This window comes from Candidatus Aminicenantes bacterium (genome assembly GCA_026393855.1).
Lineage (GTDB): Bacteria > Acidobacteriota > Aminicenantia > Aminicenantales > UBA4085 > UBA4085.
Window position 1 is genome coordinate 1 of record JAPKZJ010000088.1, and the last position, 26904, is coordinate 26904.

Sequence of the window (26904 nt, forward strand, 5' to 3'; positions counted from 1 at the left end):
ATGTGTCTGGGAATTCAATGAATTGATATAATGCCCCCATGGCCCTGAAGAGGATCCTTGCCGCCCTTCGACCCGGCCGCCGCCGCGACGAGAAGCTGCCGCTGCTCGTCTTCCGCGAGTTCGAAGCCGGCGTCAACCTGATCGAGGACTACGACCAGATCGCCCGCAACTTCCTGGGCAAGATCAAGGAGGTCTGCGCCGGGCCCAAGCTGATCCTGCTTGTCCACGACGGGGACAGCGGCCGCTTCGTCCCCGCCGCCACCGTCGGCGTCGGGGAGGACGAAAGCCGGACGGCCGTCTTCCCCCGCGACTCCCGGCTGGCCAAATGGCTCAAAGTCAACGAGACTCATCTCGAGCTGGCCCGCCGGCCCGGCCTGGAGGACTATCTGACGCCCAAGGAGGCCGGGACGCTGGCCGCCCTGGGCATCGAGATTGCTTTCCCGCTGATCTCGATGAACCGGCTGATCGGCATCCTCCTCGTGGGCGCTAAACCGAAGGGCGAGTCGTTCACCCGGCTGGAAGTCTCCTTCATCCGGGCCCTTCTGCCCCAGGCCGGGATCGCCCTGGAAAACGCGCTGCTGTTCAAGGAGCAGCGCGAGCGCTTCCGCCGCATGTCGCGCGCCGACCGGCTGGCCACCGTGGGCGAGCTGGCCGCGGGCGCCGCCCACGAGATCCGCAACCCTCTGACCGCGATCCGCTCCTCGCTCCAGTACCTGGAAGCCAAGAACCCCGACGAGGCGACCCGCAAGCTCCTCGGCGCCGCCCTGCAGGAGACCGCCCGCATCAACGACATCGTCTCGGCTCTGCTGGCCTTTTCCAGGCCTACCGAGATCGTTCGCGAGCGCCACGACCTGCGCGAAACGCTCGACGAAAGCCTGAATCTCGTCTCCTTCCAAGCTCGGGCCAAAGGCGTCGTCGCGCGGCGCGAGTTTGGGGCCGAGCCTCTATTCGTCCAGGGCGATCGCTCCCAGCTCAAGCAGCTCTTCCTCAACATCCTCCTGAACGCTATCCAGGCCATGCCGGGGGGCGGCGAGCTGCGGGTCGAGGCGGCCGTCAAGCCGGTCCGGAAGGTCCTGGTTTCCGTGATCGATACGGGCGAGGGCATTCCCGAAGAGAACCTGGACCGCATCTTCGACCCCTTCTTCACGACGAAAAAAAGCGGGACCGGGCTGGGGCTCTCAATCTGCTACAATATCGTCAAGTCTCACGGGGGCGACATCGAGGTCAAGAGCCGGGCCGGCCAGGGGACGACCATTCTCATCCACCTGCCGCTGGATTGAAGCGAGGGGCCGTGAAATTTAAAATTCTTATCGTCGACGACGAACAAAATATCCGCGACATCTTCTCCCTCCTGCTGGCCGAGCAGGGCTTCGCCGTCGAAAGCGCCGCCAACGGTCGGGAAGGCCTGGCCCGGGCCCTGACTTTTGTCCCGGACGTTCTGCTCCTGGACATGAACCTGCCGGACATGTCGGGCTTGGATGTCCTGGCCGGCGTCCGGGAGCGGTTGCCCTCCTGCCGGGTCATCGTCATCACCGCCTTCGGGACGATCCGCAACGCGGTCGAAGCCACCAAGCGCGGCGCCTACGCCTACCTGGAAAAACCAGTCGACAACGAAGAGCTGTTCCTGCTTATCGAGCGGGCTCTCGAGGTCAAGCGCCTGGAGGCCGAGGTCGAGGGGTTGCGGGCCGAATTGAGCTCCCGCTACCGCTTCACCGAGATCGTCGGCACGAGCGCCCGGATGAACTCCATCTTCCAGATGATGGACCGCATCGCCCGGGTCGACGGCACCCTCCTTCTGACGGGCGAGAGCGGCACCGGCAAGGAGCTGGTCGCCCGGGCCCTCCACTTTGCCGGCCCGCGCCGCGAGGGGCCGTTCGTCGTGGTCAACTGCGGGGCCATCCCGCGCGACCTCATCGAGTCCGAGTTCTTCGGCCACAGCAAGGGCGCTTTCACCGACGCCAAGACGGAGTCGACGGGCAAGTTCGAGATGGCCCAGCGGGGGACGATCTTCCTGGACGAGATCGGCGAGCTGCCGCTGGAGGCCCAGGTCAAGCTTCTGCGGGCCCTGGGCGAGCGCGAGATCGTCAAGGTCGGCGGTACGCGGACCATCCCGGTCGATGTCCGGGTCATCGCGGCCACCAACAAGGATCTGGAAAGCGAGGTCCGCAAGGGCGCCTTCCGGGAGGACCTCTATTTCCGGCTGGCCGTGCTCTCGCTTCGTCTGCCGCCGCTGCGCGAGCGGGCGGAGGACATCCCGCTTCTGAGCGAGCACTTTCTGCGGAAGTACGGGAAAGAGCTCCGCAAGGAGATCCAGGCGCTTTCGCCGGACTTTCTGGACGCGCTCATGGACTATGCCTGGCCCGGCAACGTTCGCGAGCTGGAGAACGTGATCTATGAAGCCATGGTCCACGCGGAGGGAGACCGGCTGGATGTTTCGATTTTGCCGGCCCGCATCCGCGGCGCCGGCTTCCGCGGGCGCGATGAGGCCGAAGGCCCGCCGCACGGGGATTCCGACGCAACCGCCGGGTCGCTCCTGGATGCGGCTCATACGGCGGCCGACAGCACGGCCAGGGCTTTGATCGAGAAGGCCCTTCAGGAAGCCGGCGGCAACCGCACCCTGGCCGCCCAGCGCCTGGGGATCAGCCGCAAGACCCTGTTCAATAAGATGAAAGCGCTCGGGATCGGCTGAGCCGAGACCCGCGGCGAAAGGAGCATCCCATCCATAACGAAAGCCTTCCCTCCGCCGAAGTCCTCCGCGCGAACATCGAATTCCTGAAGCTGTACGAGGGATTCGGTGATCGGGCGCTTGAGGACATGGCCAAATCGATCGTCTGGATCGATCTCGAGGCCGGGCACGTTCTGTTTCGGCAGGGCGACGCCGCCGATGCCATCTATATCGTCCAATCCGGCCTGCTGCTCGCCTCCCGGGAGGATGCCGGGTGCGCCCCGCTCGTCGTCGGCCGGATGGGGCCGGGCTCGCTGGTCGGGGAGATTGCCGTCCTCATGGGCGGGCGGCGCAACGCGACGGTCGCGGCCGCGGAAAAGACAAGGCTGGCCCGCCTGGCGGCCGAGGACGTGGCGGCCGTCGTAGCCCGGAATCCGGAGGTCAAGAGCGGCATTCTCGATCTGGTGAGGCTGCGGCTCCGCCGAACGCAATGGCTGAAGATCCTATCCGCCTACTTTGGGGAGATCGACGTGGACAAGTACGCTTTCATCGAGCCGCGCTTTGCCTGGGTGCACTTGGACCGGGGCGAGACGCTGTTCGCCGCGGGCGATGAGGCGGACAGCCTGTACTTTTTGATCCACGGCCTGCTGCATGTCGTCGCTGACGGCGAGAAGCAGGAGGCCCAAGCGATCGGGACGGTCTTCCGGGGCGAGATCGTGGGCGAGATGGCGATCCTGTCCGGGGAAAAGCGGATGGCCACCGTCCGCGCCGTCCGCGACAGCGACCTGGTGCGGCTGACCAAGGCCGATTTTGAAGAAATCAACAAATTGTATCCCGAAGTCAGCCTGACGATCATGCGAATCCTGGTGAGCCGGTTGAAGGAGCGGGATCGGACGCCGGAGCGGCGCTGCGCGGTCAACATCGCCTTGGTGCCCGCCGGCCCCGGGGTTCCGTTGGACGATTTCGCCCGCCGGCTTCATGCCGCCTTGTCTCTCTCGGATCGGGCCGTCCGCCTGGCCAGCGGCACGATCGCGGCGGAGCTCTCGGCGACCGCGGACATCGCCCATGCCGCCGACGACGACCCTCTCCATCTCGGACTCCTAGCTTGGCTGGAGGATCTGGAAGCCAACCATGATTTCGTTCTTTACGAAGCGGACGCCGAGGCCACCCCGTGGACCCGGCGCTGCCTCAAACGGGCCGACCAGGTTATGATCGTCGCCCGGGCGGGGGACGACCCCGCCGTCATCGGCATCGAGAAGGACTGCCTTCGGGACGCTGCGGACCCTACGGCCGCCCCGCAAACCCTGGTCCTGATCCACCCGGACGGCCGCGAGCTGCCGACCGGCACGATGGCTTGGCTTTCGGCGCGCCGTTTGGCGGGTCATCAGCATCTGCGCTGGGACCTGGAGGCCGACTTCTCCCGCCTGGCCCGGATCGTCAGCCGCCGTTCGGTCGGGTTGGTCTTGGGCGGCGGCGGGGCGCGCGGGATGGCCCATCTGGGAGTCCTGCGGGCCCTGGAGGAACGGGGTATTCCGGTCGACCTGGTGGCGGGCGCGAGCATCGGCGCCATCCTCGGCGGCGGGATTGCCATGGGCATGGACGCCGATCGCCTGACCGAGCTCTGCCGGGAGACATTTCAGAAGGGCAAGCCGTTCAGCGACTATACCTTCCCGATGGTCGCACTCCTGCGCAGCCGCAAGATCGACCGGGCCGCGCGCCGGGCCTACGGCGAGGCTCGGATCGAGGACCTCTGGCTGGGTTATTTCTGCGTCTCCTCCAATCTCGGCGCCTGCGACGTGAAGGTGCACAGCGAAGGTCCGCTCTGGACGGCCGCCCGGACCAGCTCGTCCCTGCCGGGGATCATGGTGCCCCTCGTCCATGACGGCGCCGTCCACGTCGACGGCGGGGTCATGAACAATCTTCCAGGGGACATCATGAGGCGGCGGGCCGGGATCGTCATCACCGTGGACGTGGACTCGCGGGAGAACATGAGTCCCGCATTCACCGAGTTCCCGTCCGCGGGGAAGATTTTCTGGAGCCGGATTCTGCCTTGGAAAAAGGCGATTCTGGCCCCGAACGTGGCCGAGATCATGATGGCGACCATCATGACGGGGTGCCGTAAAAGCGCCGACGCCGTGAAGGCGGACGCGGATCTGAGCCTGGAGCCCCCCGTCAAGGGGATCGGCATCCTCGACTTCAAAGCCATCGAGAAGACCGCGCAAGCGGCGTACGTTTATACCCAGGGCCGGCTCGATGCGCTGCCGGCCGGTTCGCCTCTGCGGGCGTTCTTTGGGCCGAAATCGGCCGGCACTTGCGAGGCCGCGACGCTATAGCGCGTCCACGATCGCGTTCAAGACCGCGCAAGGCCGCATGGCCCGGGACGTTTTAGCCTTGTCCGGCCGGTAATAGCCGCCCAGGTCTACGGGCTTGCCCTGGGCCGCGATCAGCTCGGCCGCGATCCGGGCTTCGTTGTCTCCAAGCGCTTTGGCGACGGCCGCAAACCGGGCCTGCAATTCCTTGTCCTTGGTTTGTTCGGTCAGGGCTTGGGCCCAGTACAGAGCCAGATAGTAATGGCTGCCCCGGTTGTCGATTTGGCCGACCTTGCGGGCGGGGGATTTGTTGTTGTCCAGGAACTTGGCGATGGCCTGGTCGAGGGTGTCGGCCAGGACCTTGGCCTTGTCGTTATGGAAGGCGGAGCTCAAGTGCTCCAGCGAGGCCGCGAAAGCCGAGAACTCGCCCAGGGAGTCCCAGCGCAGGTAGCCTTCTTTTTCGAACTGTTGGACGTGCTTGGGGGCCGAGCCGCCGGCACCCGTCTCGAACAACCCGCCGCCGGCCAGCAGCGGCACGATGGACAGCATCTTGGCGCTGGTCCCGATCTCGAGGATGGGGAATAGATCGGTCAAGTAGTCGCGTAGGACGTTGCCCGTTACGGAGATCGTATCCAGCCCCTTGCGGATCCGCTCCAGCGAATACTTCATCGCCTCGATCGGGGCCAGGATCTTAATCTCCAGCCCGGCCGTATCGTGGGACTTCAAGTATGTCTCGACCTTGGCGATCATCCGGGCGTCGTGGGCCCGGTTCTTGTCCAGCCAGAACACGGCCGGGGCTCCGGTCGCCCGGGCCCGCTTGACGGCCAGCTTGACCCAGTCCCGGATGGGAATGTCCTTGGCCCGGGACATCCGCCAGATGTCGCCCGCTTCGACCCGGTGCTCCATCAGCACCCGGCCCGCGGCCGTGACGACCCGGACCGTGCCGTCGGTCGGGATTTCGAAGGTCGTCGGATGCGATCCGTATTCCTCGGCCTTCTGGGCCATCAGGCCCACGTTGGGGACGCTGCCCATGGTGGCCGGGTCGAAGGCGCCGTGTTGGCGGCAGTCCTCGATGATCGTCTTGTAGGTCGTGGCGTAGCAGCGGTCCGGGATCATAGCCAAGGTCTGGTGGAGCTTGCCGTCAGAGCCCCACATCTGGCCCGACTCGCGGACGACCACGGGCATAGAGGCGTCGACGATGATGTCGCTCGGAACGTGGAGGTTGGTGATGCCCAGGTCGGAATCGACCATGGCCAGGGCCGGCCGCTTGGCGTAGACGGCTTGGATATCGGCTTCGATCTCCGCCCGCTTGGCTTCGGGCAGGCTCTTGATCTTGGCGTAGAGATCGCCCAGTCCGTTGTTGACGTTCATCCCGACCTCGGCCAGCGTCGCGGCGTGCTTGTCCAGGGCTTCCCGGTAGAAGACCGAGACGGCGTGGCCGAACATGATCGGGTCCGAGATCTTCATCATCGTCGCCTTCAGGTGCAGCGACAGCAGCAGACCTTGGGCTTTGGCCTCCCCGATCTGCTCTTCGTAGAAGGCGCGCAGGGCCTTGCGGCTCATGAAGGTGCCGTCGAGGATCTCGCCCGGCAGGGCGGTCAGCTTGTCCTTGAGGACTTTCGTCGTGCCGTCGGCGCCGGCCAGCTCGATCCGGAAGTCGCCGCCCTCGTCCATGACCATGGACTTTTCGTTGCCGTAGAAATCGCCCCCGGTCATATGCGCGACATGGGCCTTGTTGTCCGGGCTCCAGGGGCCCAGCTTGTGGGGGTGCTTTTTGGAGAAAGCTTTGACCGAGAGCGGCGCCCGGCGATCCGAATTCCCCTCGCGGAGCACGGGGTTGACGGCGCTGCCCAGGACCTTGGCGTAGCGGGTCTGGATCTCTTTCTCAGCCTCGGTCTTGGGGCTCTCGGGATAAGGGGGGAGCTTGAAGCCCTGCGCCTGCAGCTCTTGAATCGCCTCCTGGAGCTGGGGGAGCGAGGCGCTGATGTTCGGCAGCTTGATGATGTTGGCTTCCGGCGTCAAAGCCAGCTCGCCCAACTGGGCCAGATGATCGGGCATCCTCTGGCTCTCGGTCAGAAAGTCGGGGAAGTTCGCAATGATCCGGCCGGCCAGGGAGATGTCGCTCGCTTCGACGGAGACGCCCGTCCCCTTGGTGAAGCCTTGGATGATCGGAAGCAGGGAATACGCCGCCAGCGCCGGCGCTTCGTCCGTCTCGGTCCAAATGATCTTGTGCGTGCTCATGGTGTCTCCTCCCTTAGGAATACCCATTCGGTGATAGATTCCCCGGCGGGGCCCCTCGGGGCCGGGATTGCGGGCCGCGGGCCATCGGGGCATCCGATACCGCGGCTCCGTCAGGTTCGCCCTAAGGGATGGCTAAGATATCGGAAATAATTGCGAGCGTCAAGGAAGCCCGGGAGACGGGCAAATAACTCCGCTGGAGCGGGGGAGATCAGGGATGAAAAGAGGGAAGCGCGGGGTCCCGGGATCGCCGGAACCCCGCGCTTCGGCGCGGTCTTACCGCATCGAGCCCATGGCCTCGGTCAGCTTGGCCTGGGCTGCCTGGACCTTGGGGTCGGAGGCGTACTCGGCGATCTTGCTCATCGAGCCCATCATCTTGGTGGCGACGGCTTGGGCCCGGTCAACGATCGGCTTGAGCTCGGCCGGGGGATTCTGCATGTCCTTGAACTCGGGGTACTTGGCCTCGAAGCCCTTGAGCTCGGGGCCGACTTCCTTGGCTACGACCGTGTAGGCTTCGATGGCTTTGACGCAGTCGTCCGCACTCTTGACGCCTTCCATCGCGGTAGCGAATTTCTCGGTCGCCTCGATGTACTTGTTCATGACCTTCGTGACGTCGGCATACTTGCCCCCGCCCTTGCAGGCGGCGGCGGTCAGGATGAGCAGGACGGCGCAGGCGAAAACGAGCGTTTTTTTCATGAGTTCCTCTCCTCTCGAAAGACGTGCCCTTTTCATATCACAAGAGAAAAGAGGAATACAAGCGGGATTTTTTTGGCTTTTTCCGACCGGCTCAGATCTCGACTTTGAAGAGGCCCTTGAGGCCGAAGCCGAAGACGATCGAGAGCAGGAAGAACGCCACCAGCCAGTGCATCCGCCAGCCGAAGTAATTCAGCCGCGTTCCCGGATAGGTTACTTCGATCGAGGCAATGGCGGAGCCGCGCGGCAGGGGCTTTTCGCCGGGATGGAAGAGCTCGTCGAGGCCGCCGCGGCGGATCCGCAGCGGCGAGATCTTGGCCGGGGCGCCGATCCCGACCGCCACTCCCTTCGTCTCGACCAGGCCGCCGATCCGGACCGTCATCTCGTGCCGTCCCGCCGCCGCGGCCCGGATGCGCCAGTCGACCTCGTGCTCCTCCTCGATCCGCAGGGGCGGCGTTTCCACGACGATCCCCGCAGGAGTCTCCAGGACGGGTTCCGCGTCCCCCAACGCGACCGAGGCGTCGACCTTGACCTTGACCAGAGCCGTCTCGCCGGGCCGCAAGGCGCGGGCCCCGAAGCGGGCATCGAGCTGGATGAGTACGAGAAGAATGGGGATGATCATGACCAGCATCGGCTTGACGGCGTAAAGGACGTACTGCCCGTTGGCCTTCAGGATGCCGCCCTGGGAGCGCATGGTCTGGCCGAAATCGCGCTTGTACAGGCGCAGCTCGAGAAGATGGGCCTTGATCCGGTCCTTGGACCGCCTGATGCCGGCCTGATTCGAGGTTTTCTTGAAGATGAAGAGCATGAACAGGCCCACCAGAAGCGAGAGCGCGGCCATGGCGCCGGCCGGCCCGAGCGGGCGCAGGACGGCGAATAGGGCGTCGAACAGCCCGTTTATGGCCGCATTCAGGATGCCGATCATTTCTTCTCCCGCCTCACCCGATGTAGCCGAGTCCCTTGAGCTTCTTCTTGATCTCGTCCTCGGAGTCGCTCGTTTCCAGCCCGGCGATCTCCTTCTCCAGGCAGTGGGCGACGAACTCCTCAGCCGAGGAATAGCCGGCCATCGCGGCGAACTTGCGGACCCGGTCCATCAGGTCCTTGTCGAGCTTGATCTTTTCGCTGGCCATGGGACTCCTCTCAGAATATCGAGCGGCCGATGTAATCCTTGGGCTTCTCGGCCTCGAAGACGTCGGCAATCGTGGCGGTCAGGTCGTAGAGGGCGGGCGACTCCGCCTGCACGGGCTGGTTCGAGAGCAAAATGCCCGGCAATGTCTCGGCCGCGCCCATGTGATCGCCGCTCCACTTGGCGGTGTTGTCCTCGAGGACCTCGCGGGGAATGCGGCCGAGCGGAGATTGGAACGAAATCCGGTAGCCCCGGTTAAAGCCCAGGATGATGTCGGGGGCGGAGACGGCGGCGGGACCCTGGTAGACGTCCTTGGCCCGGTAGGCCTTGAGGACGACGTTCTGGCCCGTCTTGGGGTCCTTGAACTCTTCGAGCCGCCGGCAGATCTCATCCACCAGGGCCTCGCTTTCGGCTCCCGGCGCCACGATGCCCTCGCCCTCGCGCCCGCGCTGGTTGAGGTAGAGGGCATTGAGGCCCAGCCCATAGGCTTTGGTCCGTGACCAGTCGGTGCTGGGGAAGGCCATCTCCAGCTCCTCCTGCTTGAACTCGTTGCCGAACCGATGGTAACCGGCCTGCTTGAGCCAGGTGTTGAGGTTGAAGCTGCGGTAGTAGGGGTTGAAGCCGTGGTCGGACATGACCAGGACGATGGTGTCCTTGTCGATCCGGGCCAGGGCTTGGGCCAGGACGGCGTCGGCCTGCTGGTAGGTCTTGCGGATGGTGTCGCCGAAGGCCGCCGCCAGCTTAGGGTCGTAGGCCGGATGCTTGTCGTCCATCAGCCGCCAGAACATATGCTGGCGCTGGTCGGTGCTGGAGATATAAAAGAAGAGCAGGCCCGAATCGAACCGGCCGAGCTCGTCGTCGAGCATGGCCCGGCTTTCTTCGAGGATCATTTCGTCCTGGGCCAGGAACTCGGCTTCGTCCAGGAGGTCGTTGTCCAGGGCGCTGGTATCGGCGGGGAGGCCTTTGGTGAAGAACGGGCCGAACTTTTTTTCGAGCTCCGGAGCGTACCCGTCCGGGGTGGAGATCGGCAGGGCCGGGTCGGCCGGGTCGATGTTGACGGGCGTCACATAGAGCTTGAAATGCGGCCGGACTTCCTTGAGCAAGAACATGCAGATGCCGCTGACACTCTGGGTCGGGATGAGGGGATAGCGGACGCGCTTCCAGCCGCTCCACTCCTTCTCTCGGAGGATGAACTCCTGGTCCGGCAGGACGATTTTGGCCACCGCGTGGACGGGGTCGAGGTAGACCTTGAAGTCGACGGCCGATTCCGGCGCGCCCACCTTGAAGGAGTTGGCCGGGCCGGGCAGCTTGGCATCCACCCGGTTGCCGATGACGTAGACCTCGTGCACCCGCGCTCCGCCCAAGTCCAGGTTAACGGCTTTGGCCTCGGTCGTATAGTAGTTGCAGGTACCGTAATCCCCGAGGATGTCGGGCGTGCCCATGCCGGAGAGCGTCCGCTGGCGGGAGGGGACGGGAGGATAGTTGGCCGGCATCTTGAAGATCGTGGAGGGAACGTCGTGATCCTCCAGGACCTGCCAGAAGGCCCGGCCCTGGCGGAGGTTCCGAACCTCACCGCTCTTGATCGGCAGCAGCCATCGGCCCAGCCGCAGAGTCTTGGCCGCGCCTTCGATGGAGGATGCGGAGAAGAGCGGGATGTAGGTTTTCGGGTCGCGGTGGATGAAGTCGAAGATGCCGTGTCCGCCCGGGTTGGTTCCGGCGATGAAGTTGGACCAGGCCACCGGGCTCTGCGGCGGGATGCTCGTCCGCAGCGGGCGGAAGCCGCCCTGGGCGGCCAGCTTGCGGAAGGTCGGCAGGATCCCGGCCTCCATCCATTGCCGGGTCATGTGGGGGTCCATGCCGTCGAAGCCCAGGACCAGAATCTTCTTGCGGGTGGCTTTCCGGCCGGCGGTCCGCAGCGGCGCCGCGAGGCCCGGCTTGCCGGATAGGGCCATCAGGGAGGCGGCCCCGGCGGTCGAGCGGATGAACTGGCGTCTATTCATCGTCTCACTTCTTTGGCTTCTTGCCCTTAGAGAGCGGCTTGGCGGGGGCGGCCGGTTTTGTCTCGGCCAGGAGGGACTGGCCGTCCATGTGGGCCGGAGTGGGCAGGCCGAAAAGCTCCAGCACGGTCGGGGCCACGTCCATGATCGACGGCGAGCCCGCCGCAAGCTTGAGGTTTGAGAACAGGACTCCCGGCACGCAGGCCGGATCGATGCAGTGGTCGCCGCTCCAGCACTTGAGGTTGTCGGAGAAGACATTGGGGGTGACGACACCCGTCACCGATTCCCAGGAGGCCCGGTAACCCGTGTTATAGCCGATGATGAGGTCGGGCGCGTTGTCTTTGTAAGGACCGCCGTAGATCTCGTCCCGGTCGAAAGCGCGGTTGATCGCGGTTTCGCCTTTTTCGCCGTCTTTAAGCCGGGTCAGCTTGGTTTGCAGCTCGAGCCGCAGGGCCTTGGCCTCAGTACCCGGGGCCACGATGCCCTGGGCCTCGCGGCCTTTCTGGTTGATGTAGACTCCGCCCAGGCCGAGGGCGTAGGCTTTGGTCCGCGACCAATCCACGCCCTTGAACCATTCCTCCCGCCCGTCGGCGCCTTCCTTTAGAGCCAGGTAGCCGTTCCGAAGCAGCCAGGTGTTGAGGTTGACGCCGCGGCGGAAGGGCTTGAAGCCGTGGTCGGACATGACGAACAGGGCGCTTCGCGGGCTCATGGCCGCCCGGACCCGGCCGATCATCTCATCCATCCGGACGAAGAGATCTTCCATGACCTGGGCGCTCATCTCGGCCGGGCCGGCCTTGAGGGCGGGGTGGTCTTTGTCGAGGTAGCGCCAGAACATGTGGGACAGGCTGTCGGTCGTCTCGAAGACGCACATGGCGAAGCCGCGCCGGGTCTTGGCGATGGCGTTGAAGAACATCCGCTCCCATTCCATGTGGTTGGCGTAGGTCAGGGTGAGGAAGTCGCGCTCGGACAGGGCGCCCTCGTTGAGGGCCCAAGTGTCGTTGGCTTCGCCCAGGGTGATAAAGCTCCCCAGGAGCTTGGCCAGATAGACCGAGTAGATGAGCGGATGGGAGATCGGCAGGGCCGGCTTCTCGGGGTCGATGTTTAGCGGGGTTACGTACATCTCGAAGTGGGGCTCGATCTGGGAGACGAGGAAGCGGGCGATGCCCCGGATCTTGATCCCCAGCCCGGCCTTGAAGGTCAGCCGGATCCAAGGGGAGAACTCGCCCTTCTCGAGCTTGAACTTCTGCCCGGATACCTCTAACGCCGCTTCGCCCTTGGCCCGGTCCAGCTTGATCCGCATCGGCAGGCGGATCTCGACCGGCTTTTCGAGCATCGTATTCTCGGGCCCGGAGAGGAATGTCTCGACCCGGCCGTCGCGGACTTCGACCGGGAAGAAGACGCCGCCTTCGCGCTTGCCGATCTTGGCCGGGTCGCTGGTGTAGAAGGCGAAGGTTCCCTGGCTGCCCTTGAGGTCGGGGGCGCACATGCCGGACAGCAGGTGCCCCTTGAATTTTTCGGCCGGAAAGGTCAGCGGTACCCGGAGGACGGTAGAAAAGACGCCGTTCTCGCCCAGGATCTTCCAGAACGGGACGCTCCGGCGCAAGCCCTGGATGACCGGCTTGGAGAGCGGCACACGATACCGGCCCAGCTTGAGGGTTCGCTTGGGCGGGCCGATGCGGGCCGAGGAGAGGTCGGGCAGATAGGTCCGCGGGTCGCGGCTTAGAAAGTCGTAGATGTTGTGCTTGGACGGGTTGGCGCCGGTCATGAAGGACGACCAGGCCACCGGCGAGATGGCCGGCGTCGTCGTTTGGAGGCGTCCGTAGAAGCCCTCGGTCTTCAGCTTGGCCAGATTGGGGAGCTTGCCCTCGGCCATCCATTTTTCCGCCAGCTCGGGGGCCATGCCGTCCAGGCCGACGACCACGACCTGGTCCACTTGGCTGTTTTTATAGGCCTTGCCGCCGCGGATAAGCCGCCAGAGAAGGCGGAACGGCCAGGACAGGAAAGAGAAGATCGCCAGGATGAAGGTCAGAAACAGGACCAGGAAGGACGAGAGGAAGGCGAACCCGGCGCCGGGGCCGATATAGGCGGAGAGGGGGAGCCCCAGAGCCAGCAGGACTGCGGCCGCCAGGAAGAACTTATGGCGGCGGCGGGGCATCAGAATCGGTCCATGATGATCTTGGCCGTGTCCTGGATGGCCAACGAGGCGCCGAAGTCCGATTTGGACAAGAAAAACGCATCGTCCCAGGTGTGCATGCCGTGCAGCCCGGGCGTGCGGCCGAAGATCTCTTTCTTCTTGACCGAGCCCTTCATGTCGAAACCGGGCTCGGAGACGACGATCAGATCGGGGCCTTTGCCGACCAGGGGGCCGGAATAGATGTCCTTGGCGTAATACACTTCGCGGACGACCTTGCGGCCTTGGAATTCAAGCTTTTTAAGCTTATGGACGATCTGCTCCTTGATCGGCTTGGCCTCGCTGAGCTTGACCTGGCCGTTGGGGTAGCGTTCGCGGTAGTGGAGGTAGATGCGGTTGGGGTCGAGGGCGAAAGCGACCGCTTTGGGCGAGATATCCTCCAGGCCGATCGGCTGGTTCTTGGCGTACTTGAGGAAGCGCTCCTTCTCCAGCCAGGCGTTCAGGTAGACCTCCTGGTGGATGGCGCAGAAGCCGTGATCGGAGAGGAAGAAAATGTTTTCGTCGTCGCCCGGGGTCTTGCGGAACGTGCTGTAGATCTTGTTGATGACCCGGTCGATTTGGCGGTAATACTCAAGGACGTTCTGGTGGTGGGGGTGGTCCGGATTGACCACGGCCGGCCAGAGGTAGTGATGCAGGCGGTCCGTCCCGGTGATGACGAACTCGAAATAATCCCAAGGCTCTTCCCAGAACATGTTCAGGGCCTTCTGGCGGCCCATCATGGTCTTGATCAGCTCCTGCCAGAGGAAGCCGTGGTTTTCGCGGGCTTTGAGTGTGTCGATGTCGATCTGATAGCCCGACTGCTCCAAGGGGACTTTGATCTCGGGCGGGAAGACGGCCTTGCCCAAGTCGATGGCCACGAACCCGGAAATCATGACCCCGTTGAGCGGGCGCGCCGGGTAGGTTGAAGGCTGGTTGATGATGACGCACCTCTTGCCTCGCTTGCCCAGCTCGTCCCAGAAGACGGGTGCCTTGACGTCGGCGTAATTGGGGAAGCGCAGCTCGTACGACTTCGGCTTCAGATCGGTGAAGCCGAAGATTCCGTGGGTGCCCGAGTTGGTCCCCGTCATGAAGTTGGTCCAACTGACGGCGGAGATTTCCGGCAGGCTGGCCTTCATCTGATGCAGGTGGCCGGCATCGATGATCCGGCCGACCGTCGACATTACCCCTTTTTTGGCCAGGTCGAGGAGGAGGCTATGCGGAACCCCATCCAGACCGATGACACAAACCCGGTTTTCCTTTTTTTTCTTTAGGATAGCCATGTAAGTCGGATTATTATAACACCGATTGGAATGATGTCAATTGAAAACGACCGGATGACCGCGAAATGCCCGCTTCAATCCGTTGGAATTACATGCGAAAGCGTCTTTTTTCGCCGCCTAGAAATTTGTCCGCCATTGATAAGATATATCGATACATATCGAGTCGAAACCTATTTGGCCTCGGCGGGCGCCAGGGCTTTGAGGACGTTTTCAAGGAATACTTCCTCGGGCACTGCCCCCTCGAACTGGATGGTCTCGTTGACGATGGTTTTCGGAACGCCGAGGACCCTATATTTGTCCGACAGCTCAGGGAACTCGGTCGATTCGATCATCTCGCCCTTGATCCGCGGCGATTCGATGGCGAACTGGTGGGCCAGCCGGACCGCAATCCCGCAGTAGGGGCAGGTCGGAGTGACGAAAACTTGGATCCGGATATCCCTGTCGACCGATTTGAGGGCCTGTTTGGTCGCTTCAGAGAGGCCGGATAGGCGGAGCGAGACGTCGACGATGTCGTCGATCAGGGTTTGATATTCGTAACCCGAGGGGATGCCGAAGATGCGAATGCCGTAATCTTCATCGCCCATGATGATGGTGGCCGGGATCCGTTCGATGCCGTAGGCGGCTGCCGTCTCCTTGTCCGCCTTGAAGTCGAAGACCTGGAAATCGATCTTGTCCGACAGGTCTGCGACCTCTTGGAGAAGCTGTTTGGTCTCCTTGCAGAAGACGCAGTCCTGGTTTTGCCGGGCGTTGAGCAGAACGAGTCGGGACGGCTCTTGGGTGAAATGGATGATCTTGACCCGACCGGTCATTTCCTCGAATCGTTTCTTTGTCGCTTCGCGGACGTCTTTATTGAGAAGCTCCATGAAATTCTCCTTGATATATTCAATAATCATTATATATAAAGCGGGCGGACTTTGCAAGCACGCAAAAGAATAGGGGGACAGTATACGTAAATCCCAATTTCCCTTTAATCGTTGGCCATAGCCCTGCTGTTTTTAATCTGATGAAGCCAAATAAGCAGGTTCATCTCCCAACTCCGGGAAACGCGGCTAGGGGTATCGTCCCGGCGGCTTCGGCCTCTTCTCGCCTTTTCCCACAGTTCTCTTCGGCGCCTCGGAACTGCGCATTCCAGATCACTCGGTCTTCTTGCCCTCCCACTCCCTTTCGATTCCGTTGGATCATCGCGTGCTCAAACAGCCCTCGGCGGCCGTTGGCTTCCCTCAGAGAACTATGGAAAAAGGCGCCGGCCTCGCGATTTCGCCGTTGGCCGATACCCCCATCCGCGTTCATCTTCCGGAGATGGGAGATGATCTCACAAATAGGGATTTACGTATACTGTCCCCCTATTTTTTTACGCGGAGGCGGCGCGCTTCGTCCTGAATCGTCAGCACCAGGCGATCCCCGCGGCGGACGGCGCCGCCCCCGGCTCGGCCGGGTTTGTTCCGTCGGCCGTCCCAGACCAGCCCGCTTTCATTCTCGACGATGGAGCGAGCCGAGAGCAGAGGGATCCTCACTTCGGCCTGTGTCCCGGCGGGAACGCGGACATCTATCGTAAATTCGTCCTTGCGTCTCGTCCAAACCGCCGCAAGCGTCCCGCCTCCGGCTGCGACCGAAGCCCGCGCCGACCGGCAGCCTTCGAGGTTCGGCGGTTCGATGACGGCCCGGCGCCAGCCCGGGGCGGTGCAACGAATGCCGGCCAGGAATTTATATAGCCAGGCATCCACACTCGCCAGCATGACATGGTTGTGCGAGTTCATGCCGCCGCTCGTAATCTTCTCCCAGCGCTCCCAGAGGGTCGTCGCGCCCTCCCGGATCATATAGCCCCAGCCTGGATAGCTTGTTTGGGAAACGACGCGGAAAGCCGCGTCGCCGCGGCCGCCACGGCTTAAAACTTCGAGCAAATAGCGCGTCCCGAGGATGCCCGTGTCGAGATGGTAGTCCTGATCCTCCGTCACGGCCTTGATCAGGGCGGAAAACACGCGGGTCTTCGCTTCGGACGGCACCATCCCCAGCCATAGCGGCAAGGCGTTGGATGTCTGTCCGGCGAAGCGATCGATCGGGCTCGATCGCGGCACCTCGTATTGGCCGTCATGAAGAAATCTTTTGTTGAAGGCTGTCGTGATCGCGGTCGCCCGCTTTTCGAGCCGGGCGGCGTCGGCCTTGCGGCCCAACCGGGCCGCGATGCGGGCCAGGATCATCGTGTCGTGGGCGTAGGACCAAGTCGACGTCAAGGCCAAGGGTGTCTTTTTAGGCGCGATGCTTCCCGGCGGGCACCAGTCTCCGTATTTGCCCAAGCCTTCGATGATATGGCCGCGGGCGCTGCGGGCTAAAAATTCCACGTATCGGACTAGACCGTCGAAATGCTCTTCCAGGACGGCCGTGTCGCCGTAATACCAGTAGAGAAGCCAAGCCAGGGTGACATAGGCCGATCCCCAGGCCGGGTCGGCCGGCGCCAAGCGGGCCGGGTAGGCCGGCACGAAATCCGGGATTCGTCCCCGGCTGTCCTGGGCGTCGCGGATATCGCGCAGGAACTTGCGGTAGAACGCGGCCATGTCGAAGTTCAAGATCGCGGCCTCGGCCGCCAGATGAGCGTCCGCCAGCCAGCCATGCCGTTCGTCGCGCTGGGGACAGTCCGTGGGCAGGCCCATCATATTCGAGAGCAGCCCCTGCCGGACGTTGGCGTGGATGGCCCTTATGATCGAACTGCCGCACCCGAATCGCCCGGTCTCGGCCACGTCCGTGTGGACGAATCGACCTTCGATCTTGATCCGCTTGAGCGCCTCTTCGGGCCCGCGGAATTCGGCGTAGCGAAAGCCGTGCTGGGTGAAGCTCGGCTCGTGGCTTTCCCGGCCTTGCCCCGCGAAGACGTAGACATCCGTGGCTGCCGCGCCCTGATTGGGCGAAACGTTGATCTCGCCCGAATCGGCCCGGAGCTCGGCGTGCCGGATGACGAGCTTCGAACCGGCCGGACCGCGCGCGGTAAAGCGGACCCAGCCGCTGAAGTTGCGCCCGAAGTCGACGATTCGTCGGCCCGCTTCCGGCCGCTGGACGGTCCGGGGCTCGATCGTTCGGCAAACCCGGATCGGCGGCATCGCCTCTGTCTCGAGCCGCGGCCCCTCGACCTCGACGGCCCGCCGCCAGCCCGCCGGCCGGAGCCGGACACGGGCGTCGTAGACCTCGCCGAAATAGAGCCCGTTTTCGCGGATCGGGCCGTGTCCCGCCCGCCAAGTCCCGTCGGTCATGGCGATCGCCCGGAAGCCTGTTCCGTCATCCGCGAGAATTCGGCCGTAGAGCTTGGGATCGCCGCCGCCGAAGGCGGGAAGATGCCGCCCGTTGCCGACCGCCGCCGTCAGCTCGTGTCGTCCCTGGGCCGGCGCAGGAATGTCGTGCACGGTCAGCAAGGCCCGTCGCCGGTAATCGGTGGGCGGGGGATCGAGCACCCGATCGCCGACCTTGCGGCCGTCGAGATAGAGCTCGCACAGACCCAGGCCGCAGACTTCGATTCGCAGCCGCCGGGCGCCGCAAGGGATCTCGAAACGCTTCCAAAAATAAACGCCGAAGGCCTGAATATAGTCACCCCGATAGCGGCCGAGCAGGATTGTGCCCGGCGTGCGAAAGCGCCTCGGGCTCGGCATGGCGATCCAGCGGGCGCCTGGGGACGATGCTTCCATGTCAGCGGGCCGAGGCCAGGAAATAATCTATGGGGCGAACGCCGTAGGCGTCGGCGTTGAGGCCCAGGACGATCGTCCGCTTGAACTTCTTGCCTCCGGGGCCGGGTTCGGTCAGCTCGACGAGCGGCCCGTTTCGCTTGCGGCCTTCGGCGTCCGTGATGAGCTTGATCCTGGGCCGGGCGGCCAGCGCCCGACTGGGATTGGCCTCCATGACCAGGCCGATCTCGCCGCTGTCGAGGGCGACCAGGGAGCCGACCGGGAAGGGGCCCATCATCGCGGCGAAGGCTTTGAGCAGGAGGGGATCAAAGTCTTGCCCGCCTTTCTCGCCCATGAGCTTCAAGGCCTCTCCCGGCGCGAAGGATTTCGGCCGGTAGACGCGCCGCGTGGTCAGGGCGTCGTAGGCATCGGCGATGCGGACGATGCGGCTGAACAGGTGGATCGAGCGGCCCGCGGCCCCCGACTTGCGGTTGGATTGATCCATGAGCAGACGATGCTCCAGGGCGACCTCGAGGGCCTTGACCGGAAGCGGCTGGCCGCTCTGCAGGGGGATGAGCTTCTGTGTTCCCTGAAAGGCCTCCTTGTCCAGCTGCGTCCGCTCGTCCTCGGTCAGCGCGGACGGCTTGTCCAGGAGGGTCGCCGAGACTTCGAGCGTGCCGAGATCGTGCAAAAGCGCCGAGATGCCCAGCTCGGCCAGCTCCTTGCGGGGCAGATGGAGACGCCGACCCAGGGCGGCCGCGAGAATGGCTACGTTGACGCCGTGGTTGGCGTGGTAGCTCTCGGCGTTCTTCATCGTGACCAGGCCCAGGCAGAAAGACTCGTTGTTGCTCAAATGCCGGATCATGGCCTGCATCCAACGCCGGGCCAGGGCCATGGAGAAGCCGCCCTTGCGCTTCTGGCGGTCGATGATCTCCCGCAACATCCCGATGCCCAGGAAGTAGGCCTTGGCCGTGCGGGCTTCCGGGCTCGCCTCGCCCGCGTCGGGCGGACTGGCTTCCAAAGTGATATGGACGATCTTGGCGTCCCGCAGCCGCCCGATGGCGGCGTCGAAAGGAGTCGTCGGGCCGGATTCCCGGGCCGCCAGGACGGCCACGAACCGGGCCAGCTCATCCGGCGAGAGGCCTTCCGAGAAACCGATGGCCGAGATGCCCCGGGCCGCGAGTTCAGAAGCGATGAACTTGAAGACATGCTGATTGGAGACGTCGAAGCGCAACGGGGTCCGATTGAAGAACAGGGCGTTGTGGTGGACGCGCAACATGGCGCTCCCTTCGGCGTGGAGCAGGAGAGTCAGGGCGCGATACAAGGGTCCGATCTTCTCCTGAACGAAGCGATTGCCCGGCTCGTAGACCTTGGCGATCTTCATGACCAGGTGAAACTGCGTCAGAAAATCGCGGGCCAGAGCCTGGATCTTGGCGTCGTCGGAGCCGGGCATATCAGGTCACCCGTCCGGGCTCCGCCCCGCGGCGCGCGGCCTCGCGCACCTCGGGGTCGGGGTCGGTTTCAAAGGATTTGACGATCTTCAAGGCCAGATCGTCGCCGACCTCGAGCAGGGCCTTGACGGCCTCCAGCCGCACGGCCTTGATCCTGGAGTCCTTGAAGCGGGCCAGATACGGCACGGCCTTGCGGTCCTTGGTCCGGCCGAGCAGGTTGACGACACCCTTGGACAAAAACGGCATCGTATCGCGGGCCAGACCGGCCAGGGCGTCCAGGCTGCGGCGGCCGACGCTTTCCAGAAAGACGAACGCCTCCGACCGGAAGATGCCGTCCTCCATCTCCTCGAACAGTTCGGCGGCCAGGGGGACGGCTCTGGGGCCGATCCGCTGGAGGTAAGCGAAGAACGCGGCTGCGTCGTCCACCCGGCCTCGCAGCACATCGTCCTTCAGGGCGGCCAGCGAGACCGCGTCCTTAATCCGGTAGCTTAGGCGCTCCAGATCCTGGACTTTGATCGGAGAGTCCTCGGAGCATTGGGATCTCAGCCCGTCCAGCCTGGCCAGCAAGAGGCCGGCGTGGACGAAATCGTCGCGCTGCAACAGCTCCTGATGGTGCTTGTCGGCGAATTGCAGCATTGAGGCCAGGGCGGCCGGCCGGTCTTCCAGGCCGAGGAGCTCGGAGAAGATGTCGAGGAAGGATGTCTCGGCGGGAATCGAACGCTCGGCGCCAAAGGCGGATTCGAGGAAGCCGGCTTCGTTGCGGGCCAGGGCGGCGGCGTCCGCCGCGCTGACGGCGGCTTCCTTGGATGCGTCTTTGGTCCCAACCGTCGCCGTTTCCAGGCTGTGCCTGACGATCTCGGCCACGTCCTCGGGCCGCAGGTCGATGCGGCCTTTGGCCAACTCGGCCGGATCGACGGGCCGGTCCCAGGATCGCCGTTCAACGGCGCCGATCTTGGCTTCTAGATAATCGTCGGAATCAAGATAGGAGATGTGCTCGAAATCGCGCTCCCAGAGCAGGGCGACGATATCGCCTTCCTCGGGCGGAAGGAGGACGACCTGCCGTAAGATTCCCAACAGATCCAGAAACTCCGGCTCGGTCAGCTCGCGCTTGAAGGACAGTGTGCGCAGGCCGTCCTTGAACATCAGGTAGGGCAGGCTCTTGAGCAGGTTTGTCTCCGCGTAGACCGTCTCGCCCGCGAATTGAAAAGAAGTCTCCTCGACCGTGAGCTCCAGCTCCCATTGAGTCTCGAGGATGGTTTGGAGCTTGGCCCAGGCGTCCACCCTGGCGGCGGCGATCGAGGCGTGCTCGGGGGGATAGATCTTGAGGCCGCCGGCGATGCCGGCCAGGGCGACGAGGAATTCCCTTACCTTGGTCAGCGTTTCGGGCGAAACGTCGCCGGGGGCTTTCCGGAAGGCCGGGGGAATCGCCGCCGCGGGTTTTTCGAGCATGCCGCCTATCTTGTGGGTTTCCGCTATTAAAATAAAGAATTATCGCCGAAAAGGCAAATCAGGACCGGGCCGCGAGCACGCCTTTTTCGTAGCCGTTGACGTCGGCGATCCAGCCTGGCCCCGCCGCCACTCCCTGGGCCTCGCAGTAGGCGTCCCAGACCGCTCCAAACGGGAGGGCCTTGGCTTCCTCGCGCAGGGCCAGGCGGGCGAAGGCATCGGACTCGGCCTCGGCCTTGCAGAGGCGCTCCTCGGGCTGAAGAAGTCCGATAAGCAGGCCCTTCTGGACGGCCCGAGCCCCTGTGACCCAAGCTCCGACGCGGTTGAGGCCGCCGTCGAAATAATCCAGGGCGACGTGCATCTTGTCCAAGGCTCGGCAGCGGATGATCTCTTCGGTCACGGCCAAGATGGGATCGTCGAGCACGACGACGTGATCGCTGTCCCAACGCACGCCGCGGCTCAAATGGAAGACGAGCCCCGGCAGGAACGGCAGAAGGGCCGAGATTTTGTCGGCTACGGATTCGGTCGGGTGGAAATGGCCCAGGTCCAGGCAGACGAGCTTCTTCTTGGCGATGGCATAAGCCAGGTAGAACTCGTGCGAGCCGACGACGAAGGATTCGGATCCGATGCCGAAGAGCTTGCTCTCGAGCGAGTCCTTCATCGCCGCGCCCAGGTCGATCTCGAAGATCTCATCCAGCGATTCGCGCAGGCGATCGCGATACGCGATCCGGTCGACCGGCACTTCCTTGGACCCGTCGGGGATCCAGAGATTGTGGAGGCAGGCGCTCTTGAGCTCGCGCCCCATGAATAGAGAGATGCGGCGGCAGGCCTTGACGTGATCGATCCAGAACTTGCGGACGGACTTGTCGCAGTGGCTCAAGGTGAAGCCGTCGGCCGCCATCGGGTGGGCAAAGCAGGTGGCGTTGAAGTCCAGCTTCAAGCCGCGGTTGCGGGCCCAGTCGACCCAGCCGCGGAAATGATCGGGCTCGATCGCGTCCCGGCCGGCCGGGCGGCCGCGGAAATCTCCGTAGATGGCGTGCAGGTTCAGGCGGTGTGGCCCCGGGATGAGGGAAAAAGCCTTGTCCAGATCCTGCCGCAGCTCTTCGATCGTGCGGGCCTTGCCGGGATGGTTGCCCGTGACTTGTAGGCCCCCGTCCTGGAGCGAGCCGCCGGCGGCTTCGAACCCGCCCACGTCGTCGCCCTGCCAGCAATGGAGGGACAACGGGATTTCGGCCAGCGTACGGAGGGCCTTGTCGGTGTCTACTCCCAGCTCGGCATAGGCCTCGCGGGCGGACTGATATTTTTTTTCGATGAGTGCGGAAGTCATGAGGCTTCTCCCTTGCGGCCTGATTCGACGATGCCGCGGAATCGATCATAGGCTTTATCCCAGCCGGCCGAGGGGCGGGGTTCGTAGGTCTCGAGCCGGAACGAAGCGGCGGCCAGGCTCCGGGCCTCTTCCAATGAGCCGACACAGCCGAGGGCCAGGGCTTGGCCGAGAATGTTGCCCAGAGCGGTCGCCTCGATCGGGCCGGCGACGACGGTGCGGCCCGTGGCGTCGGCCGTGAATCGATTAAGGACCCAGTTCTGGCTCCCGCCGCCGATGATGTGAACCTTGTCGATGGGCTCGGGCGAAACCGAAGCCAGGTCGTCCAACACCGCGCGGTATTTGAGGGCCAGGCTTTCGAGGACGCAGCGGATGATGGGGCCTTGACCGTCGGGCGGAGCTTGCCCGGTTCGGCGGCAGTAGCCGCGAATCGCTTCGGGCATGTCGTCGGGATTGAGGAATTCGGGCGCGTCCGGGTCGACGAAGGCCCGAAAGGCGGGAGCATCCTCGGCCAGGCGCTTGAGGTCGTCGTAGCCGATCGGGGATTGGGCGTCCCAAAGTCGGCGGCAGCGCTGGACGAGCCACAGCCCGGCCACATTCTTGAGAAAGCGCACGGTGCCGGCGACTCCGCCTTCGTTGGTGAAGTTGAGGGCTCGCGTCCGCTCCGTGATCAGGGGTGCCGGTGTTTCGATGCCGACGAGCGACCAGGTCCCGGAGCTGATGTAGGCCCAGCGGCGGCCTTCGGCGGGGACGGCGGCCACGGCGGAGGCCGTGTCGTGGCTGGCGGTGGCCGAGACGGGAACCGCCCGCAGGCCCGTTTCGCGGGCCAAGCCGGGCAGGAGCGAGCCGACGAGATTGCCGGGCTCGATCGGCCGCCGGACGAGCGAAGGCGGCAGTCCGAGGAAGGCGAGAAGATCGCCGGCCCAGTCGCGGGTTCGGGGATCGATCATCTGGGAGGTCGAGGCGATGGTGGCTTCGTTGATCGCGACCCCCGAAATAAACCAGGTCAGGAGGTCGGGCATGAAGAGCAGGCGATCGGCGGCTTTGAGGAGTGGGGCGTTGTGCGAGGCCAGGGCTTGGAGCTGGAAGAGCGAGTTGAAGGGGAGAAGCTGGATTCCGGTCCGCTCGTAGAGCCGGTCCGCCGGCATCTTGGCCAGGAAGGCCTGCATGGCCGGGATGTTGCGCGGATCGCGATAGGCGAAGGGCAGGCCGAGCAGGCTGCCGTCGGCGGCCAGCAGGCCGAAGTCCACACCCCAGGTGTCGACGGCGATGCTTTCGATCGAAGGGACTTCGGAGGCGCAGGCGGCCAAACCCTTCTTCATCTCCTCTAAAAGGGCATAGATGTCCCAGTGCAGGCGGCCGAAGAGCGCGATCGGGGCGTTGGGAAAGCGGTGGATCTCGCGCAGGCCGATGCGGCCGCCGGAGATCGTGCCGACGATGGCCCGGCCGCTCTCGGCGCCGATGTCGAAGGCCAGAAAATGACGGTCGCTCACGCCCCTATATATATTGGTTTGGCGGACGGCGGTCAAATCCTGTATCATGATTTTCAAAGCGGAACGCATGGACATCAAAGACCAGCTGGCCCACCACAAGAAGGAGCGGGAGGTCCACAAGCGCGGCCGCTCGATCGAGGACGCCTGGTCCCGGATCGCCAAGACGGACGACCTGACGACCAAGGAGAAGCTGGAGAAGCTGATCCATCTGACCGGTGCGGCCAAGCCCAAGAAGGCCGAAGCGCCGGCGCGACCTTCGCGGGAGGAGCCGTCCGGCGAGCCCCTGCAGTACTTCGAGAACACCTATTCCCCCCAAGTCCGATATGGTCGGATCACGGTGGGGGATGGGCTGCGGATCGACGGCGAAACGCTCTACTATCTAAGCCGGGACGAAGAGTTCCAGGGGCTGGGCTTGGACACCGCGCTTTTTCTCGATCTCGAGACGACCGGGTTGGCGGGAGGAACGGGAACGATCCCGTTCCTGGTCGGGCTGGGCTATTTTCGCGACGGAGGCTTCGTCGTGGCCCAATATTTCTTGAGCGAGCCGGGCGAAGAAGAGCGCATGCTCGAGGAGCTGGCGCGCCTCTTCGAAGAGGGCGGCTTCCGCTCCGTCGTCACCTACAACGGCAAGGCTTTTGACCTGCCCTTGCTCGAAACGAGGTTCGTCCTCAAGCGCAAGAAGCTGCGGTTGACCGATCTGCCTCACCTCGACTTTCTCTTTTCCGCCCGCCATCTCTGGCGGCACAAGCACGAGTCCTGCCGGCTCTCCCACCTGGCCCGCGAGGTCGTGGCCGCCGACCGCTCCGAGGATATCCCGGGGGCGGAGATCCCGTTTCGCTATTTCGATTACTTGCGCACCGGCGACTTCGGCCAGATCGAGCCGATCCTCTACCATAATCAGGAGGACATCCTGTCGCTTCTCGGCCTGGTCATCCAGGGGGCCCGATTGTTCAAGAGCGGCCAGGCGACGGAGGATGAGGCTGTCCTCGATGCTCTGGACCTGGTCGGCGTCGGTCGGCTCTTTGAGACGATGGGGAACGTCGAGCGCTCGGTCGTCTTATTCGAACGGGCCATCGGCGGCGGCTTGACGGGGACGATCGAGACCACGGTCAAGCGCAAGCTGTCGATCCATTTCAAGAAGACCGCCGACTGGGACAAGGCCGTATCCCTCTGGAAGGATTTAAGCACAATGGACCAGCTCTTTGGCTTCCGCGAGCTGGCCATGTACCATGAACACCAATCGCGTAATTTCGCCGAAGCCCTGCGGACCGCCGAAGAGGGGCTTCACCTAGCCCGCAAGTCGGGGGATCCCTTCGAGGAGGACTTCGCCAAACGGATCACTCGTCTGGAGGTCAAGATCCAGCGATTGGTGGCGGGGGAGCCGGCTAAGCCGAAAAGGACGCGGGCGAAGAAGGCCTAGGCCGTGGATGGGGAGCGGCGGCGGCTAGAAGTGCTTTTGAGCCGCGCGCGAAGCCTCTTCATAAACCAACAGCGTCTTCGCCGCCATCTTTAGCGACGAATACTTTCGGCTCAATTCGAGGGAGCGGCGCGCAAAGGCTTCCCGCAAGCCGGCGTCGCCGGCCAGTTGGAGAATGGCTTGGCCCAGCGCGGCGGGATTTTGTTTGGGAACGACAAAACCATTACGCTCGTTTTCGATAAGCTCGGGGATCCCGCCGGCGTCGGTCCCGACGACGGGCAATCCGCAGGCCATGGCTTCGATGAGGGCGCTGCCCAGGCCTTCTTCCCGCGAGGCGAGAACGAAGATATCCATGGCCCGGAGAAGATTTACATTGTCTTCGCGATAGCCCAGCAAGTGGAAGTGGCTCGTGATCCCAAGCTTCGCGGTCAACGCTTGGATGTCTTCGAGGAGCGGGCCTTCGCCGCCGACGATAAAATGACATCGCTTGTCGGCTTGAATGACTTGGCCGGCTGCGGCGACCAGACTCAAGGGGTCTTTGTGAGGCACTAGTGCCATCAACGACCCGATGAGGATGGCATCGGCCGGGATGTTCAGGTCTCGGAGCAGATGCTCTCTGAAAGCGCGATCCGGTTTTCCCGAAAACGCGGCGAGATCGACCGCCGAGGGAATGACCCGGATCTTGGCCCCGTCGATGCCCGAATCGATGAGGATTTGCTCGATGGCCTTGGATAGGGCGATGATGAGGTCCGCGCTTCGGTATTTCCGGCGTGACAGGGGCTTGTTCGGGACCTTGAAATCCACCCGCCGATGGGCGATCGTCACGGCCTTCACGAAGCGACGGGTGAGCCAAACTGCCGCAGCCGCATGGCCCGTGTGCGAGTGAAGGATCGGCGGCGCCTGGATATCGAACTTCCGAGCCGCCTTCTTGACCTTCCGGGATAGAAGGTAAGCCGCCCGGAGATCCCATTCGAAATGAAAGGGGATATGATCTGTTTCGATCCCGAGCTTGAGAGCCTCTTTTTCCAGGGGGGAGTTCGGCCTGCAGACGATGACGTTCTTGCAATCATGCTTTTCCAGCTCGGAGGCAAGATAGAGAACTTGTCTTTCTCCGCCGCGCAGGTTGCGGCTGTCGTCGATGTGGAAGATCAGCTTATTCAATCAGATCACTTTTACTGCGAATTCCCGAGTCTCACGATCCATCGCCTTTCCGGCTAAAGCCTGAGGAGAGCATAATTTCGAGTCGGGGAGATGTCAACGGCGGACGGGGATTGCGGCGGACGGGGGTTTTTGGCATAATAGCCCGGCTTGCAGGCGCGCCCGTAGCTCAGTTGGATAGAGCGCCTGACTACGAATCAGAAGGTCGCAAGTTCGAGTCTTGCCTGGCGCGCTCTTAAATCCCCCCTGAAAGCCTTATAAATCAGGCATATCCAAGAAACTGCCTTATTTCCATCTTTAAGTCCGCTTAAGCAATTTTAAGCCCTTTTTAGCAATGGAGTCGCCAAATAGTCGCCACTGTGGGAAAAGAAAAGATGCATCTTTGTTTCAGGAATTGATTTTGTTATGATCGGAACAATCGAAATCTAAGGGTCAATAAGGATATGGGGACGAACCGAAAAATCATTACTGGCGCCATTGTCTGGTTCGG

Annotated in this window: 18 protein-coding genes and 1 tRNA gene; 5 read left to right on the forward strand and 14 right to left on the reverse strand. The window is 63.6% G+C overall.

Features of this window, described 5'->3' with window-relative positions:
- Positions 1-38 precede the first annotated feature (38 nt).
- The 3 genes from NTZ26_10750 (at position 39) to NTZ26_10760 (ending at position 4998) form a co-directional block, all read left to right on the forward strand.
- Positions 39-1280, forward strand: coding sequence for an ATP-binding protein (locus tag NTZ26_10750; GenBank protein ID MCX6560973.1), 1242 nt, complete (start codon positions 39-41; stop codon positions 1278-1280).
- Positions 1281-1291: 11 nt separating this feature from the next.
- A complete protein-coding gene (locus NTZ26_10755) occupies positions 1292-2689 on the forward strand; it encodes a sigma-54 dependent transcriptional regulator (protein ID MCX6560974.1) in 1398 nt (465 codons plus the stop codon).
- Positions 2690-2814: 125 nt separating this feature from the next.
- Positions 2815-4998, forward strand: coding sequence for a cyclic nucleotide-binding domain-containing protein (locus NTZ26_10760; GenBank protein ID MCX6560975.1), 2184 nt, complete (start codon positions 2815-2817; stop codon positions 4996-4998).
- Here the strand turns inward: NTZ26_10760 and NTZ26_10765 are convergent.
- The 13 genes from NTZ26_10765 to NTZ26_10825 all read right to left on the reverse strand — a co-directional run bounded on the left by NTZ26_10765 (position 4993) and on the right by NTZ26_10825 (position 23839).
- Positions 4993-7215, reverse strand: coding sequence for an NADP-dependent isocitrate dehydrogenase (locus NTZ26_10765; GenBank protein ID MCX6560976.1), 2223 nt, complete (start codon positions 7213-7215; stop codon positions 4993-4995). The genes NTZ26_10760 and NTZ26_10765 overlap by 6 nt on opposite strands.
- Positions 7216-7488: 273 nt before the next feature.
- Entirely contained in the window at positions 7489-7908 is a 420-nt protein-coding gene (locus tag NTZ26_10770; GenBank protein ID MCX6560977.1) for a hypothetical protein, read from the reverse strand.
- Positions 7909-7999: 91 nt separating this feature from the next.
- Entirely contained in the window at positions 8000-8830 is an 831-nt protein-coding gene (locus NTZ26_10775; protein ID MCX6560978.1) for a hypothetical protein, read from the reverse strand.
- Positions 8831-8843: 13 nt separating this feature from the next.
- Positions 8844-9035, reverse strand: coding sequence for a hypothetical protein (locus tag NTZ26_10780; protein ID MCX6560979.1), 192 nt, complete (start codon positions 9033-9035; stop codon positions 8844-8846).
- 10 nt (positions 9036-9045) lie between these two features.
- Positions 9046-11031 (reverse strand): alkaline phosphatase family protein, encoded by a 1986-nt coding sequence (locus NTZ26_10785; GenBank protein MCX6560980.1) that lies wholly within the window; start codon positions 11029-11031, stop codon positions 9046-9048.
- Positions 11032-11035: 4 nt separating this feature from the next.
- The gene (locus tag NTZ26_10790) at positions 11036-13183 is read right to left on the reverse strand and encodes an alkaline phosphatase family protein (GenBank protein ID MCX6560981.1); all 2148 of its coding nucleotides are present in this window, start codon (positions 13181-13183) and stop codon (positions 11036-11038) included.
- Positions 13183-14478, reverse strand: coding sequence for an alkaline phosphatase family protein (locus NTZ26_10795; protein ID MCX6560982.1), 1296 nt, complete (start codon positions 14476-14478; stop codon positions 13183-13185). The genes NTZ26_10790 and NTZ26_10795 overlap by 1 nt, the downstream gene beginning before the upstream one ends.
- Before the next feature lie 170 nt (positions 14479-14648).
- Positions 14649-15341, reverse strand: coding sequence for a thioredoxin family protein (locus tag NTZ26_10800; protein ID MCX6560983.1), 693 nt, complete (start codon positions 15339-15341; stop codon positions 14649-14651).
- Between the two features lie 480 nt (positions 15342-15821).
- Complete coding sequence (locus NTZ26_10805) at positions 15822-18113, reverse strand: family 78 glycoside hydrolase catalytic domain (GenBank protein ID MCX6560984.1); 2292 nt, start codon at positions 18111-18113, stop codon at positions 15822-15824.
- Between the two features lie 37 nt (positions 18114-18150).
- Positions 18151-19578 carry an HD domain-containing protein gene (locus NTZ26_10810; protein MCX6560985.1) on the reverse strand — a complete coding sequence of 476 codons (1428 nt, stop codon included), beginning with the start codon at positions 19576-19578 and terminating at the stop codon, positions 18151-18153.
- Position 19579: 1 nt separating this feature from the next.
- Complete coding sequence (locus NTZ26_10815) at positions 19580-21025, reverse strand: HEAT repeat domain-containing protein (protein ID MCX6560986.1); 1446 nt, start codon at positions 21023-21025, stop codon at positions 19580-19582.
- A gap of 58 nt (positions 21026-21083) precedes the next feature.
- The gene (locus tag NTZ26_10820; protein MCX6560987.1) at positions 21084-22349 is read right to left on the reverse strand and encodes an L-rhamnose isomerase; all 1266 of its coding nucleotides are present in this window, start codon (positions 22347-22349) and stop codon (positions 21084-21086) included.
- A complete protein-coding gene (locus NTZ26_10825) occupies positions 22346-23839 on the reverse strand; it encodes a rhamnulokinase (protein ID MCX6560988.1) in 1494 nt (497 codons plus the stop codon). Before NTZ26_10825 ends, NTZ26_10820 begins: the two co-directional genes overlap by 4 nt.
- 67 nt (positions 23840-23906) lie before the next feature.
- On the opposite strand from NTZ26_10825, the gene NTZ26_10830 reads away from it, so the two are divergent.
- A complete protein-coding gene (locus tag NTZ26_10830; GenBank protein MCX6560989.1) occupies positions 23907-25259 on the forward strand; it encodes a ribonuclease H-like domain-containing protein in 1353 nt (450 codons plus the stop codon).
- A gap of 24 nt (positions 25260-25283) precedes the next feature.
- Here NTZ26_10830 and NTZ26_10835 read toward each other — a convergent pair whose 3' ends face one another.
- Positions 25284-26417: a glycosyltransferase family 4 protein gene (locus NTZ26_10835; protein MCX6560990.1), complete on the reverse strand. Its 1134-nt coding sequence runs from the start codon at positions 26415-26417 to the stop codon at positions 25284-25286.
- A gap of 155 nt (positions 26418-26572) precedes the next feature.
- Between NTZ26_10835 and NTZ26_10840 the strand changes: the two genes are divergently transcribed.
- A tRNA-Arg gene (locus NTZ26_10840) sits at positions 26573-26646 on the forward strand.
- The last annotated feature ends 258 nt before the right edge of the window (positions 26647-26904 follow it).

Bases quoted from the DNA above. Each gene is read 5' to 3' on its own strand.
- NTZ26_10805 (MCX6560984.1), bottom strand. From the start codon at position 18,113: ATGCCGAGCCCGAGGCGCTTTCGCACGCCGGGCACAATCCTGCTCGGC.
- NTZ26_10775 (MCX6560978.1), bottom strand. From the start codon at position 8,830: ATGATCGGCATCCTGAATGCGGCCATAAACGGGCTGTTCGACGCCCTA.
- NTZ26_10800 (MCX6560983.1), bottom strand. From the start codon at position 15,341: ATGGAGCTTCTCAATAAAGACGTCCGCGAAGCGACAAAGAAACGATTC.
- NTZ26_10750 (MCX6560973.1), top strand. From the start codon at position 39: ATGGCCCTGAAGAGGATCCTTGCCGCCCTTCGACCCGGCCGCCGCCGC.
- NTZ26_10795 (MCX6560982.1), bottom strand. From the start codon at position 14,478: ATGGCTATCCTAAAGAAAAAAAAGGAAAACCGGGTTTGTGTCATCGGT.
- NTZ26_10815 (MCX6560986.1), bottom strand. From the start codon at position 21,025: ATGCTCGAAAAACCCGCGGCGGCGATTCCCCCGGCCTTCCGGAAAGCC.
- NTZ26_10760 (MCX6560975.1), top strand. From the start codon at position 2,815: ATGGCCAAATCGATCGTCTGGATCGATCTCGAGGCCGGGCACGTTCTG.
- NTZ26_10820 (MCX6560987.1), bottom strand. From the start codon at position 22,349: ATGACTTCCGCACTCATCGAAAAAAAATATCAGTCCGCCCGCGAGGCC.
- NTZ26_10780 (MCX6560979.1), bottom strand. From the start codon at position 9,035: ATGGCCAGCGAAAAGATCAAGCTCGACAAGGACCTGATGGACCGGGTC.
- NTZ26_10770 (MCX6560977.1), bottom strand. From the start codon at position 7,908: ATGAAAAAAACGCTCGTTTTCGCCTGCGCCGTCCTGCTCATCCTGACC.
- NTZ26_10765 (MCX6560976.1), bottom strand. From the start codon at position 7,215: ATGAGCACGCACAAGATCATTTGGACCGAGACGGACGAAGCGCCGGCG.
- NTZ26_10830 (MCX6560989.1), top strand. From the start codon at position 23,907: ATGGACATCAAAGACCAGCTGGCCCACCACAAGAAGGAGCGGGAGGTC.
- NTZ26_10785 (MCX6560980.1), bottom strand. From the start codon at position 11,031: ATGAATAGACGCCAGTTCATCCGCTCGACCGCCGGGGCCGCCTCCCTG.
- NTZ26_10810 (MCX6560985.1), bottom strand. From the start codon at position 19,578: ATGCCCGGCTCCGACGACGCCAAGATCCAGGCTCTGGCCCGCGATTTT.
- NTZ26_10790 (MCX6560981.1), bottom strand. From the start codon at position 13,183: ATGCCCCGCCGCCGCCATAAGTTCTTCCTGGCGGCCGCAGTCCTGCTG.